Annotated in this window: 9 protein-coding genes; 4 read left to right on the plus strand and 5 right to left on the minus strand. The window is 61.6% G+C overall.

The window, feature by feature from the left end:
• The 5 genes from KGB25_RS24615 to KGB25_RS24635 form a co-directional block, all read right to left on the minus strand.
• Positions 1-659 (minus strand): DUF2300 domain-containing protein (locus tag KGB25_RS24615; RefSeq protein WP_223437087.1); only part of this gene is annotated, 659 nt, incomplete at its 3' end.
• A 1-nt stretch (position 660) separates the two neighbouring features.
• A complete protein-coding gene (locus tag KGB25_RS24620) occupies positions 661-5226 on the minus strand; it encodes an alpha-2-macroglobulin family protein (protein WP_223437089.1) in 4566 nt (1521 codons plus the stop codon).
• On the minus strand, positions 5223-5873 hold the full coding sequence (locus KGB25_RS24625) for a DUF1175 family protein (protein WP_207285473.1): 651 nt from the start codon (positions 5871-5873) through the stop codon (positions 5223-5225). Before KGB25_RS24625 ends, KGB25_RS24620 begins: the two co-directional genes overlap by 4 nt.
• Positions 5858-7570 carry a DUF2138 domain-containing protein gene (locus KGB25_RS24630; protein WP_223437091.1) on the minus strand — a complete coding sequence of 571 codons (1713 nt, stop codon included), beginning with the start codon at positions 7568-7570 and terminating at the stop codon, positions 5858-5860. Before KGB25_RS24630 ends, KGB25_RS24625 begins: the two co-directional genes overlap by 16 nt.
• Positions 7571-7606: 36 nt before the next feature.
• Positions 7607-8398, minus strand: coding sequence for a YfaP family protein (locus KGB25_RS24635; protein ID WP_223437093.1), 792 nt, complete (start codon positions 8396-8398; stop codon positions 7607-7609).
• 1307 nt (positions 8399-9705) lie between these two features.
• On the opposite strand from KGB25_RS24635, the gene KGB25_RS24640 reads away from it, so the two are divergent.
• The 4 genes from KGB25_RS24640 to KGB25_RS24655 all read left to right on the plus strand — a co-directional run bounded on the left by KGB25_RS24640 (position 9706) and on the right by KGB25_RS24655 (position 14834).
• Entirely contained in the window at positions 9706-9948 is a 243-nt protein-coding gene (locus tag KGB25_RS24640; RefSeq protein WP_007894317.1) for an exodeoxyribonuclease VII small subunit, read from the plus strand.
• On the plus strand, positions 9945-10832 hold the full coding sequence (gene ispA / locus KGB25_RS24645) for a (2E,6E)-farnesyl diphosphate synthase (protein WP_008042967.1): 888 nt from the start codon (positions 9945-9947) through the stop codon (positions 10830-10832). The genes KGB25_RS24640 and ispA overlap by 4 nt, the downstream gene beginning before the upstream one ends.
• Before the next feature lie 91 nt (positions 10833-10923).
• Complete coding sequence (dxs, locus tag KGB25_RS24650; protein ID WP_008042966.1) at positions 10924-12822, plus strand: 1-deoxy-D-xylulose-5-phosphate synthase; 1899 nt, start codon at positions 10924-10926, stop codon at positions 12820-12822.
• A gap of 128 nt (positions 12823-12950) precedes the next feature.
• Positions 12951-14834, plus strand: a complete 1884-nt coding sequence (locus KGB25_RS24655) for a TonB-dependent receptor domain-containing protein (protein WP_223437095.1) — start codon at positions 12951-12953, stop codon at positions 14832-14834.
• The last annotated feature ends 59 nt before the right edge of the window (positions 14835-14893 follow it).

The following is a 14893-nucleotide window of genomic DNA, read 5'->3' on the forward strand; positions in this document are numbered from 1 at the left end:
GCCCAGATCGGTGTGCCATCGGCCAGCCAACCGGCAAACCCACCTTGGCGCGACGATGGATCCTGATCTCCCAACCAGCTCCAGGTTTTCACCCGCAATCGGCCACCGAGTTCGCCCACGACATTGCCGTCGGCGGCATTCAACACCACGTCCAGCAACACTCGCCGAGCCTGATCCTGCGCGGGCATCACGGCCAGCACTTTAAGCAATTCAACCACCGACACTCGCGTGGATGGCTGCAATGAAGGCAAGTCCAGCAACCACTCCGGTGCCTGCCGTGCCTGCCAATACGTGCGCCAATCAGCGCCAGCAATGCCCAACCGCGCAGGTTCGAAGTACAAGCCGCAGGACTTCACCAGCGCCTGATCACGCTCGATCTTGCCGCCTGCGGTGCAGCAATAGACTTCTTCTTTCGACTGCCCGCGACACTCATACGCGGGCTCACGGGCGCCGGTATCCACCAGCCAGCCGTACACAAACAACTTCCACAGACTGCCCAATGGCGTTTGCAAATCCGAAGGCAACGGCTCGCGAGCAATCACCTGAGTCCGGCTCAGCGACAGCAATTCACCCTTGAAGCCCAGACGCAGCGGCTCGTCCTGCGCCGTCGCCAGCGCAGGGATCAAACACAGCAGCCACCAAAGCAAACGCCGGGTCATGTCAGTTGACCGTGACCTGACCAAGCGCCGGTTTCTGTTCCTGAGCCTGATGCTGCGGCGCGTAGACCTGAGTGAAACGCACCGACGGCAGGTTGAACTGGCCTTTCTGCGAGAAGCGCACCAAGTGACGCAAACGCAATTCGCCGCTCAAGGCATCTACCGGAATTGCGTAAGCCATCTGCCCCGGTTCGAAGCGCGCCTTCTCCAGCGCCGTCGGTTCAGTGCCGGCCTTGCCCATCAACTTGATGCCCCACGTGGTGCGCTCGACATCCGCGCCCGGTGGCAGCGGCACTTCGATCATGCCGTAGCGCAGCGGTTTCGCGGCTTTGCTGGTGATGATCACTTCGTCCAGATACAGGCTGTCGCTGGACAACGGCTTGGTGCCCACCGCTTCCAGTTTGAAGGTGAAGGCTTCATCACCCGGCACCAGACGCGACAAGCGACGGGTGATGGTCACCGCCATCGGATCAACCGGCGGTTGTTTGGTCTGGAAACTCAACGCGGCACGCAACGGGCGCTCTTGCGTCCCGCTCAGCGCCAGCACTGCCGGCACCGACGAAGCGCCCTGCCACGTCCAATACATCTCACCGGTATCACCGTATTTTTTCTTCCAGCCTTCACCCGGTGCCAGTGCGATGGTGGGCGAAGCCTGCTCGATGCTGCGTTGCAACCAGGTCAGCGCCAATGCGCGTTCCAGGGTCGATTGCTGTGGCAACAAACGTTGCAACAACGCTTGCGCATGAGCCTGATCGAAGCTTTGCAGCGACAGGTTCAAGGCTTCGGCAAACGGCTGCGAACTGACGGCCAGACGCTGCTGCGCGTCGGCCAGTTGTCGGTTGAAAGCATCCGGCAGATTGACCTTCGACTGCTTCGCCAAAGAAGCGGTCAACGCACGCGCCGCCGCCAGGCCCAACGCCGAATCCGGATCGCTCATGACAATGCTGTCTTCGCCATCCTCCATCAGCGTCGCGGCATTGCCCTCACCCGCTTTCGCCAGGTCATCCATCAAACCACTGAGCAACGTGTTGACCGGCAATTGCATCTGTTTGGCGAACGACAGGATCAACGCACGCTGCAACAGCGGCGTGTTTTTCGCCTGCTTCGAATAGACCTCCAGCACCCGCTGCCAATGCTCCGGCGGCAGGCTCAGTTCCAGCGCTTTGCTGGCGTGCCAGTCGGCGTAATAGGCGTACGCGGTGAGGAACGCGTCCGGCTCACCGTCCATGCCCCACCAGGTGAAACTCGCCGATGGCCCGGCCATTTGCACCAGGCGCAGACGGCTGTTCTGCATGATCAGGCGCAAGCGATCGCGGATCTGTGGGTTCGACGACAAAGTCGGGTAGGCAATGCTCAATGGCAACAAACGACTGGCCGTCTGCTCGACGCCGCCGTACGGATAACTGAGCAAATCATCCAGTGCCGAACGGAACAGCGCTTGCGGGCTGTCATCCAGACGCAGGCGAATGTCCGTTGCGTCTGCCGGCAAGGTCAGCGGCGTATCACCGCTGGCCACGTCCAGGCTTTGACTCTGCGTAACGAGCCAACCTTCGCCGGTCGCGGTCAGACGCACGGCCAGGGCGTCAGCGGTTTTGCCGTCCTGCACCAGCTCGGCGGTCCACTCGCCACTGGACAACGCAAACGCCGGCAGCGCGATGTAATTGATGCCGTTGTTCAGCGTCACGGGCACGCGCTGTTCGGCACCTGCGTAATGAATCACCAATTCAGCCTTGACCGGTTTTTCCGCCTGGCTGAAGGCGAACACGCCGAGGTCCGGTTTGTCGCCACTGCGGAATTTGGTCGGGCCGCTCCACTTCAGGTACAGCGGTTTTTCCGAGCGCAGGAATTGCTTTTTCTGCCCGACCTGACCGTCATCGGCGATGGCGCGAGCAGTGATGCGCCAGCGGGTCAGCGAGTCCGGCATTTTGAAGGTGAAGCGGGTTTTGCCGTTGGCGTCGGTGATCAATTCCGGCTGCCACGCGGCGGTGTCGACGTCTTCACGACGCGGCCGCTCCAGCACTTTCACACCACGCTCGCTGCGGTTGGCTTTGCCCGGCGCACCAGGGCTGCCCGGCAACGCGACGTCGTAGCTGATGAACGACAGACTGGCGCTGGTACGCACGTTGTTGCGGCGCGGGTGATAGAAGAACTGGTCGATGGTCGGCGCAACTTCCGGTTGCAGCGCGTAGACCATTTCGTCGACAACGCTGACCGTCAGGTGCGCCGGAATCGGCTTGCCGGCGAACTGCGTTGTCAGGTCAACGGACACCGTATCACCCGGCTGATACACCTCTTTATCGGTGACGATGGCGACGTCGATTTGCGGCGCAACCACCTTGATGCCGGCGTTCTGGAAGCTGTACTGGCCACCCTTGGTGTACAACACCGAGAACGTCAGGTTCGGCGCGAAATTATCCTTCACCGGAATGCGCGCGCGGTATTGGGTGTCGCTGAGTTTTTCCATTTTCAGCCAGTCGCCGCCCTTCGACATCAGCGCGGTGGCCTCGACCTTGTCGCGTTCCAGCGACAGCAAGGCATCGCTGACAGGCTCAGGGAAAGTGATCAGCGCGAGGGCTTCGTCGCCCGCCTTGTACTCGGGTTTATCGAGGACGATTTCCACGGTGCCGGGCACGGCTTTGACGCCATCGCCAGTGACCGAATGCCCGGTCGCACCGACCACGCGACCATGGTCATCCTTCAACGTCAGGTTGTAAGTCCCCGGACGTTCGAAGGCCAAGGTGAAGCCTTTATCGCTTGCTGCCAGTTTGCCTTCGCCCGTGGTCTGATCTTCCAGACGCACCCAGCTGTAGCCGCTCGGCGTGACCGCTTTGCTTTGCTCGCTGCCACCCTCATTCAGGTAGCTGAATGCAACCTTGTCGCCCACCGCACTGAAGCGCTGCGGTGCGTTCAAGCGGAAACTCGCGGCGCCACGGTCGATGAGGATTTCCTTGGTGGTCTTGACCCGATACGCCGCGCCATCGCTGGCGAAAACGGTGAGCATGTAACGGCTCGGTTTCTCGGCGGCGGGCAGGTCGAGGGTCGCGTTGCCTTTGGAGTCGGTGGTCAGTTCGGTACTGGTCAGCTCCACCGGGAACTGCCCCAGGTATTGCAGCTCGTTATCGACCATCGACAGTTGCTGGGCGCGCAGGCTCAGGCTCAACTTGGCATTCGCGACGGGTTTGCCGTCCGGGTACAACAGCACGAGACTGCCTTTCACCGGTTCGCCAGTGCGGTAATCCTGCTTGGCCAGGTTCAGCGAAATCTCGAAGTGCGGCTTGATGTATTCAGCCACGCGGAAGGCGCTGCTGTAGGCCTGATCCTTGTAGCTGAAACGCAGTTCATAACCGCCCGCGACCGCGTTGTCCGGCAGCTGAAAACGACCTTGTGTGCCGGCCTTGGAATCGAGTTTCAGCGCCAGCGTTTGCAGCGCGGTGCCGGTGGCATCGAGCACCGTGACATTCACATCAGCCGCCGTCGGCAACACCGAGTCACGGGCGTTCTTGAACTCGCGACCGACGATTTTCAGCGACACCCAATCCCCCGGCCGATACAGCGGCCGGTCCGTAAACGCATAGAGTTTGGTGTCGTAGATTTCGCTGTCGTAATAGAAGTTCTCGGAGACAAACACCCCGCCCTCTTCGTCCTCGCCGATCACGAACGAACGCTCCGGGCTGACGTGTTTCAGGCGCAGCAAACCATCAGCATCGGTGGCACCGCTGCTCATCACGCCGAGGCCATCGGTCCACAGCACATTAACCTTCGGCACCGAACTGCCTTCGTGTTTACGCGCCGCCCAGACCAGCAGTTCATCACCGGCAATCTTGCTCACGGCCACGGTGTTGGAAACAAAGACCATGGTGGTCGCACGGTACTTGCCGATCAGCGCTTCCACCAGGTACAGGCCCGGCTTCAGGTTGCCCAACGGGACGTACACATTGCCCGGCGCGACAGTGACGAACTCGCTGGACGAACCGGCGAGGTTCACGCCCTCAGGCGGCTGGATCGGTTTGGCTTGCCACAGTGGATAACGGAACTGACTGACCACTGGCAGGCCCGGGATCAGAGCGAATTGCGGCTGCGCGTCGTAAGGCGTTGGCGCGGCGATGGCAGTGCCCATCTTCAGTTCCGGCACTTCCTCGGTGACTTGTTTACGCGACTCGTAGGAAAACGCCCGCTGCATCACGCGACGGGATTTGCGGTACCAGTTGTCCCACAGGTACGCGAGGGTATTCGACAGGCCTTCACCCTTGAACTGACCGTCGCTGACCACGCGGTGCAGGTTCTTCTGGCGCTTGAGGAAATCCAGCGGTTTGTCGATGCGGTACACACGAATGTCCGCACCGCCGTAAGGCTCCATGCGGAAACGACGATAGTCACGGCCCGGTGCTTCGAGGCGCACCATCGCCTGTTCGTCGCTGGCAAAACTGCTGTCCGCCAGCAGGAAAAAGCTTTCACCGGCCACCGGCGTGTAGCCGCTCGGTTCGACGGTGTCTTCGGCATTCACTGCCGAAAAAGGCAGGACCAATACCAACAGTAGAGACAGAAAACGCAGCATGCGGGCACCGGTCATTGGGAGAGAAAGTTCAGTCGATAGACGCCGATGAAGTTGGGGTTGGCTGCGTCGGGTATCCATCGGGTGTCCTTCCATGTCATGAGTTGCTGCAGGCTCGCGGAACGCATGCCGTTGTCAGTGGGGGTGGTGGTGCCGGTGTGATAGGCGATGTAGCGGCCCATCCAGATCATCAGGTGCTGGTCGTCGCCCTGATCGAAAAACATCAGGTCGCCGGGCCGGGCTTGCGCCAGGTCGCGGCCAACCAGATGGCTGTTGAACTGAATCAGTTTGATCGCGTTGACGTACGGCCCGACCTTGCCGCCGCCCTGCTGCCATTGCTGGGCGAGGCCACGCTGGGCATCACTCAATTGCAGCTCCGGCGGCAGGTAGCGGTTGGACAGGCCATTGCTGCGCAGCCATTTGTCGTCATGGACTTTCAGCGCTTCGTTGGCGGCAAAACGCACCAGCCCCGCGCAGTCCTGCTGATACCAGCGCGGGCTCGGGCCCTGGGTCAGTTGTTCCTGGGCGATGCGCACGAACCAGGCGCGGAACACCTGGGATTGCTGCACGTCGAGCGGCGCGGCGTCACTGGCAAATGCCCGACTGCCCAGCAACATCGCCAGCAGGCCGAGGCCTCGGATAAGTGCGGTCACAGCGCTTTCCATTCCAGCGGCAGCCATTGCCAATGGCCGTCGGGCTCGCTGCCTTCCGGCAACGTCAGCGCGTATTTGCCGTAGCCGCCGAGCTTGCGCAGTTTAGGGATCAGGTAGGTTTGCGCGGCGTTGTAGAACACCGGCTCCATGTCCTGCGGCAGGCTGTCGAGGGTTTCCTGTTGCATCAGCTGCGCCATGGAATCCGGGCCGAAGTAGACCGGCATCAACAGGTCTTTCGGCACCACGTCGGCCATCGGCGGGAAGCGTTTGTCGAGGGTGCCGAGGGCTTTGTCCACGAGCTTGTCGTCGAGGGAGAACAGCAGCGTCGAACCGTGGCGCGCCAGGCTCACGCGCATGAAGGCCTTGCCGGTGATCGCGTTCGGGTCCTCGGCGTCCTTGGCTTTGTAAGGGCCGAAATTGGAACTGACCTGACGCTGCCACTGGCGGTTTTCACCCTCCTGTTTCTCGACCACCGGGAACGCGTGCTCTTCGACGTTGCCTTCGTAGGCGCCGACCATCGAGCTGAACAGGTTGCCCAGGTCACCGTCGAGTTTGGCGCTGTCGTCGTCATTCAGACTGGCCACCAGCAGCGGCGTGTAAAGCCGCGAATCGGCGTACCAGCACAGGCCGGCGGCACCGGCCATGTGCTCGGTCAGCGCCTGGGCCACGGTTTCTTCGGCACCGAGTTTCACCAGCAACGGCTTCTGTTGTTCGGCGGCGAGCGGCAAGGCCACGCAAGCGCTGGCGCCCATCGGCATGGCTTGCCAGATCGGTTTGAAATCGAAGTCCGGCTGGTTTTCCAGTTCGTCCATGGCGAGGAAGCTGTGCCAGCCCTTGTCGTCCATGTCGAAACGCAGGCCGGCGAAGTTCGGGATGAACCGCTGGTAACCCATGGCCAGCACGCTGGAATTGACCGACAGGCGCTGTTTCACTTCCGGCGCGCGCAGTGGCAGACCGAAGGCTTCGGGGAAGAGTTTCTGACCGCCGAGCAATGCTTCCAGCGATTGAGTCGAAACCATCCCAGGCTCATCGATCGGGCCATTACTGTTGTCGTACAGTTTCGAAGGATTGGACAGCACCACCAGCTTGTCGCCATGAGAGGCAAACAGCAGCGCCTTGCTGTTGTTGTAGGTGAGCTGATACAGCGGCACCGTCTCGCCGGCGACCTTGATGTCACCGAGTTGCGTCAGCTGCGAATCATCCAGCGCTACTTTGACCAGCGGCTCCAGCACCTTGGCCAGACCACCGCGATCCATCACCAACAAAAAGTCTTTCAGGCGACCATCCGCCCCGCGCCACAACGCGACATCCGCCGGTTGATCGAAAAGCTGCTCGATCAGGCTGTCCTGCAACTTCAGGTCATGTTCGTAGATGATCCGCCGCAGACTGCCGATCAAGCCGAGGCGATCGGCATGGGCTTCGTAATAGAAGACGAAATCTTCGGTCAGGGTTTCCTTGAGGAACGGCACCGCCAGCAAGTCCTTGGGCAATTGGCTCAAGGAGCGGGTTTCAAGCAGACCGTCCGGGCGGCTCATGCCCAGTTTGTCACTGGCCAATTGCGCCGCCGGCGCCTTGGGTTTGTGCATGAACCAGCCAAGTCCGGCCGCCACGCCAGCCACCAGGATCAGCCCGCCCAACAGCAACGGCCAGCGCCGGGAAGGTTTGGCAGCAGGTGCGTCAGCAGCCGGGGTAACAGTGTTATCGCTCATGTTCACAACGCCCAGTTCATCCGTGGTGCGGGATGCTTAATAGTTGAAAGTCTTGACCAGCAGCAGGTCACCGATCGCGCGCAGGGGCACGATGAAGGTCTCGCGTTTTTCGTCGACGGTGTTTTCGTTCAGCACCAGGTTGATCTGCGAGGTGATCACCTCGTTCTGGTTGCTGGTCTCATCGAAGTTATAGCCGCCGCTGCCGAAGTTGCCCCAATAGTTCACGTAAACCAGATAGGTGCCATGCAGTGGCGCGGTCATGGTGAACATTTCCGGGCCGGGGCCGTCGACGCCGTCCGGGTCGAGGCCGCCGCCGTTGCTCATCGCCGGGCGAGCCCAGAACGCATGTTGGCCGTCGGGGGTAATGATGTGCAGGTCGAGTTCGGCTTTCGGATCGTCCCAACCCAGCACCACGCGAATCCGCGCCGGGGTACGCAGGTTGTTGGCTTCATAGAATTGGACACGCTTGAGGGACTGGCCTTCGGCGCTGCGCACTTCGACGCTGTTGGAGCCTGCGCCAAACGCATACGGCCGGGCGAAACGCCCCTGGTCGTCGGTGTACAGGTTCAGAGGATTGCCGTTGACCGCCAGCGTGTGCGGCCCGCGCTGAGTGCCGATGGCCTTGAGCTGGCCTTCGATCATCGTGCGATTGCGCTGCACGCCCCGGTCGATGGGCGGCGTCGGGTAGGCGACTTGCGGGTTTTCGCTGCGATCGAGCAGGCCGTTGTAGCGCCAGCCGCCCACCGGTTCCGACAGTTCGGCTGTCGGCTCGGCCCAGGCTGCGGTCGCGCAGACCCACCCCATCAGCAATAGAAGAAATGAACGCATGTGATGCCTCCTGCCATGCATAACGAAACCTTGCGCCTGATCCTCGGCGCGTTACAGATCCAAATACTGCGTTTCGTCAGAAAGACCCGTGACTATTGGGTCGTAGAAGGCGCGAAGGTTAGCCATTTGGCGGGTTTTTAACAATCGGATACATCTTGAATTGCGGTAGGGATCACGGTGTTTGTTGGATGTGGGCTGAATAATCCTCGTCATTGCAGTAGTGCTGTTACCTGAGAACGCAGTTAGCGGGGGTGGTCCTGCGGGTGTATCCGGCACCTTGTGGGAGCGGGCTTGCTCGCGAAGGCTGTGTGTCTGGTGACGAGTTTTTTGCTGGTGTACATATCCATTACTGGGGTAACGGCGGCTATTGGTTCCGCCCTTACGGCGGGTTACTTGGAAAAGCGCCAAGTAACCAAGCGCCTGCGCCCCTGACGTACGGTGCCTCGCCTAGGCTCGGCATACCCTCGCTCCGGTCCTGCTCCGTGGGCCCGCCGCCATCGGCCATCCATGGCCGGGGGCGGCTAACCCGGCATCCATGCCGGGTTGCCCACTGCGCAGAACCTCCACTCGGCCTTCCGACGGGGCAGATCAAGATCAAAAGCCAAGCAAAAGCCAAAGCGAGGCGGCCTGCCAGCCGACCTGGCTCTTTGTTCGTACGCATCCCCCTGTAGGAGCCGGCTTGCCGGCGATGGCGTCCGTTCAGTCACGCACTCATTGCCTGACCCACCGCTATCGCCAGCAAGCTGGCTCCTACAAGGGAAATGCACATGCGTTTGGATAAATACGATCAACTGTAGGAGCCGGCTTGCTGGCGATAGCGTCCGTCCAGTCAATACACACGTTGACTGACCCACCGCCATCGCCAGCAAGCCGGCTCCTACAGGGGGCGCGTACGCTTTTGACTCTCACCACTCATCAGGCCGAGCGTTAGCTCGCCTTCAGCTTTTGATCTTGAGGTACACGCCCCCTCGAGAGGCCGAGCGCAGGTTCTGCGCAGTGGGCAACCCGGCATGGATGCCGGGTTAGCCGCGCACGGCCAAGGATGGCCGATCGCGGCGGGCCCACGGAGCAGGACCGGAGCGAGGGCATGCCGAGCCACAGCGAGGCACCGAACGAAAGGGGCAAAAGCGCTTGGTTACTTGGCGCTTCTCCAAGTGACCCGCCGTAAGGGCGGAACCAATAGAAGCCGTTACCGCAAAAACGGATATCCCCCCAACCAACCGCACAACAAACAATGCCCTCATTTGCCCATAACCCCCATGTCTGCTAGTGTCGCGCCGGTTTAACGTCAACCGGAAATCGCCGCCATGGCCCGCAAAAAAGCTGCACTGGATTTCGAACAATCCCTCGCCGACCTGCAAACGCTGGTAGAGCGACTGGAGAACGGCGAACTGTCGCTGGAAGACTCGCTGACGGCTTTCGAGCAAGGCATCGGTCTGACCCGTGATTGCCAGGCAGCGCTGGCCCAGGCCGAGCAGAAGGTTCAAGTGCTGCTCGAACGTGATGGCGAGCTCGCCGAGGAACCCTTCGACGCGGATCAACCAGAATGATTGCAGCGTATTCGGCGACGAGCCAGGCCCGCGTCAACGCGGCACTGGAAACCCTGTTCAACGCACCAAGCCCGGAACTCGCGCGGCTCTACGAAGCCATGCGCTACAGCGTGATGAACGGCGGCAAGCGCGTGCGCCCTCTGCTGGCCTACGCAGCGTGCGAAGCGCTGGGCGGCAAGCCCGAGCAAGCCAACGGCGCTGCCTGCGCGGTGGAACTGATCCACGCTTATTCGCTGGTGCACGACGATTTGCCGGCGATGGACGACGACGATCTGCGTCGCGGCCAGCCGACCACCCACAAAAAATTCGATGAAGCCTGCGCGATTCTCGCCGGTGACGGTTTGCAGAGCCTGGCCTTCAGCGCCCTGCTCGACCCGCGCCTGAGCTCGTCGGACGCTGAGATCCGCCTGCAAATGGTCAGCGCATTGGCATTGGCAGCAGGGCCGGCCGGCATGGTCGGCGGTCAAGCCATCGACCTCGGTTCGGTCGGCTTGAAGCTCGATCAGAAAGCCCTCGAATACATGCATCGGCACAAGACCGGCGCGCTGATTGAGGCCAGCGTCAAACTCGGCGCCCTCGCCAGCGGCCGGGCCGAGAAAGACGAACTGAAGTCCTTGCAGACTTATGCACAGGCCATCGGCCTGGCCTTCCAGGTGCAGGACGACATTCTCGACGTCGAAAGCGATACCGAAACCCTCGGCAAACGCCAGGGCGCCGACATCGCGCGCGACAAACCGACCTACCCGGCCCTGCTCGGCCTCGATGCGGCCAAAGCCTACGCGCTGGAACTGCGCGATCAGGCCCTGCACGCGCTGCGACCGTTTGACGCGGCCGCCGAGCCATTGCGCGATTTGGCCCGGTATATCGTCGAACGGCGCAGCTGACAGCGTATCCGCCAAAAAAGAGCAACGCGTGGGCAGGGGCCGATGCATCAGGTAAACTGCCGCCTCTTCTATACCTATAACGATTCGCCTGATGCCCACGACGTTTCATGAGATTCCCCGCAAGCGCCCGACCACGCCCCTGCTCGACCGTGCCAACACGCCGGACGGCCTGCGCCGGTTAGGCGAAGCCGAGCTGGAAACCCTGGCCGATGAGTTGCGCCTGGAATTGCTCTACACGGTCGGTCAGACCGGCGGGCATTTCGGTGCCGGCCTGGGCGTCATCGAGCTGACCATCGCGTTGCATTACGTCTTCGACACCCCGGACGACCGGCTGGTGTGGGACGTGGGTCATCAGGCCTATCCGCACAAGATCCTCACCGGCCGTCGCGAGCGCATGGGCACCCTGCGCCAGAAGGATGGCGTCGCCGCCTTCCCGCGCCGCTCCGAAAGCGAGTACGACACCTTTGGCGTCGGCCACTCCAGCACCTCGATCAGCGCAGCGCTGGGCATGGCCATTGCCGCCCGCCTGCAAAACAGTGATCGCAAGGCGATTGCCGTGATCGGCGACGGCGCGTTGACCGCCGGCATGGCGTTCGAGGCGCTGAACCACGCGCCGGAAGTGGACGCCAACATGCTGGTGATCCTCAACGACAACGACATGTCGATCTCGCGCAACGTCGGCGGCTTGTCGAATTACCTGGCGAAAATCCTTTCCAGCCGCACCTACGCGAGCATGCGTGAAGGCAGCAAAAAGGTCCTGTCGCGCCTGCCCGGCGCCTGGGAAATCGCCCGTCGCACCGAAGAATACGCCAAAGGCATGCTGGTTCCCGGCACGCTGTTCGAAGAGCTGGGCTGGAACTACATCGGCCCGATCGATGGCCACGACCTGCCGACCCTGATCGCCACTCTGCGCAACATGCGCGATCTCAAAGGCCCGCAGTTCCTGCACATCGTCACCAAGAAAGGCAAAGGCTTCGCCCCGGCGGAAGTCGACCCGATCGGTTACCACGCCATCACCAAACTCGAACCGCTGGACGCGCCGGCCGCTGCGCCGAAAAAAGCCAGCGGTCCGAAGTATTCCGGTGTGTTCGGCGAATGGCTGTGCGACATGGCCGCGACCGACCCACGCTTGGTGGGCATCACCCCGGCGATGAAAGAAGGCTCCGACCTGGTGGCCTTCAGCGAGCGTTTCCCGCTGCGCTATTTCGACGTGGCGATTGCCGAACAGCACGCCGTCACCTTCGCGGCGGGTATGGCCTGTGAAGGCGCGAAACCGGTAGTGGCGATCTACTCGACGTTCCTGCAACGTGGCTACGATCAGCTTGTTCACGATGTGGCGGTGCAAAACCTCGACGTCCTGTTCGCCATCGACCGCGCCGGTCTGGTCGGCGAAGACGGCCCGACGCACGCCGGCAGTTTCGACCTGTCGTTCCTGCGCTGCATCCCCGGCATGCTGGTGATGACCCCGAGCGACGAAAACGAACTGCGCAAAATGCTCACCACGGGCCATCTGTACAACGGCCCGGCGGCGGTGCGTTACCCACGCGGCAACGGCCCGAACGCAACGATCGAGAAAGACCTGCAGCCAATCGAAATCGGCAAAGGCGTGGTTCGCCGTCAGGGCAGCAAAGTCGCCCTGCTGGTGTTCGGCGTGCAATTGGCCGAGGCGCTGAAAGTCGCCGAGACGCTGGATGCCACCGTGGTCGACATGCGTTTCGTCAAACCGCTGGATGAAGAGCTGGTTCGCGAAATCGCCGGCAGCCATGAGTTGCTGGTGACCATCGAAGAGAACGCAATCATGGGCGGTGCCGGTGGCGCGGTCAGCGAATTCCTCGCCCGCGAGAACATCCTCAAGTCGGTGCTGCACCTGGGCTTGCCGGACCTTTACGTCGAACACGCCAAGCCCGCGCAAATGCTGGCCGAATGTGGACTGGATGAGGCCGGGATCGAGGCCTCGATCCGCGAACGCCTGCAACTGCTAGCTCAGTAACCCCTCCCCCTGTAGGAGCGAGGCTTGCCCGCGAAGACGATCTAACGGTCAACATAAATGTTGAGTGTTATGGCCTCTTCGCGGGCAAGCCTCGCTCCTACAAGTCCCGTGTTTGCTACGGATTACCCATGAAACTCTCCCGCCTCGCCCTGACGCTGACCCTTCTGCCGTCCGGCCCGCTCCTGGCCGACACCTTCGAACGCGATCAAGCCCTGAAACTGCCCGACGTGCTGATCAGCGCCAACCGCCAGGTCGAAGCGCGCAACGACAGCAGCGCCGCCAACACCGTGTTCACCCGCGACGACATCGACCGCCTGCAACCGGGCAGCGTCACCGACCTGCTGCGTCGCGTGCCGGGCGTGCAAGTCGGGCAAACCGGTGGGCGCGGCAGCTTGCCGGGGGTTTACATTCGCGGCACCAAATCCGCTCAGAGCCTGGTGCTGGTGGACGGTCAACGCATCGGCAACTCGACTTCCGGCGACAGCAACCTGCAACACATCAACATCGAGCAAGTCGAGCGCGTGGAAGTGCTGCGCGGCTCCCGCTCGGTGATTTATGGCAGCGATGCGATTGGTGGGGTGATCCAGATTTTCACCCGTCGTGGCGCCGAACAAGGCCTGCAACCGCGCCTGCACATGGGTTTTGGCAGCAACCAGTCGTGGGAGCGCAGCCTTGGCGTGTCCGGTGGCGATGAGCAAACCCGCTTCAACCTGGGCGCCAGTCTCGATGAGACCGCCGGGATCAATCGCACCCACGCGTCGTATCCCAGCGATGGTGATCACGATGAGTATCGCAACAAGTCGGTGAGCCTGAGCCTGAGTCACGCCCTCACCGATGACCTCGAAATCGGCGCCAACTTGCTGGATAACCGTGGAAAAAGCGCGTTCGACAACCCGTTCGGCCGCTTCGATACCAGCACCTTCGAATCGGTCCAGCAGCAGCCTTACAACGAATTCACGGTGAGCAGCCTCAGCAGTTACCTCGATGCGCGCATCAACGACCGGTGGAAAACCCGCGTTGAGTTCGGCCACAGCGAAAACCGCGAGCAGACCTTCGACAAGCTCAGCGATGAACGCAGCGTGTTCAACACCTACCGAGACTCGGTGAACTGGCAAAACGACCTGACGCTCGACGCGCGCAACAGCCTGATCCTCGGCGGTGATTGGTACGAAGACCGCATCAACAGCAGCACCGCATTCGACGAGGACAGCCGCTGGAACCGAGCGGCATTTATCCAGCATCGCTATCAGGCCGACAGCTTTTCCACGGAACTGGGCCTGCGCCGCGACCAGAACCAGCAGTTCGGCAGCCAGAACAGCTGGAGCGGCACCTTCACCCTGCCGTTGAACCCGGATAACGATGTACTGCTGACCTACAGCGAAGGCTTTCGCGCACCGACGTTCAATGACTTGTATTACCCGGATTTCAGCAATCCGGGCCTGAAGCCTGAAACCTCGAAAAGCTACGAGCTGCAATGGCGCAGTCAGCTAACCGAAAACAGCCGCCTCGAAGCCTCGCTGTATCGCACCGATCTCAAGGACGCGATTATCTTCGGCAGCAACGACCGCCCGCAGAACGTCGCCTCGGCACGGATCAACGGGTTTGAAGCGGCTTTGAAGCAGGAGCTGTTCGGTTGGCAGAGCAACCTTGGCGTGGCGTTCATCGACCCGCGGGATCGCGACAGTGGGCACACCCTGGCCCGTCGTGCACGGCGGACCTTGAGCCTGGATCTGGATCGACAGTTTGATCGACTGGGTCTCGGCGCCAGTTGGCAAGCGGTGAGCAGCAGCTTTGACGATGAGGACAATCGGCAGCCGCTGGGCGGGTATGCGCTGCTGGGACTGCGCAGCAGTTGGGAGCTGAATCGTGAGATCAAGCTTGAGCTGAAGGTCGATAACCTGCTGGACAAGGGTTACAGCCGGGCGTTGTACAGCCATGAGGGCAGTCAGTATGGGTATCGCGAAGAAGGTCGGGCGTGGATGTTTGGGGTGACCTGGACGCCGGAGATCTGATCTGACATTTGCGGTGTTCGGGCGGGCCTCTTCGCGGGCAAGCCTCGCTCCTACAAAGC

Source organism: Pseudomonas sp. BF-RE-21 (assembly GCF_019947305.1).
Taxonomy (GTDB): Bacteria; Pseudomonadota; Gammaproteobacteria; order Pseudomonadales; family Pseudomonadaceae; genus Aquipseudomonas; species Aquipseudomonas migulae.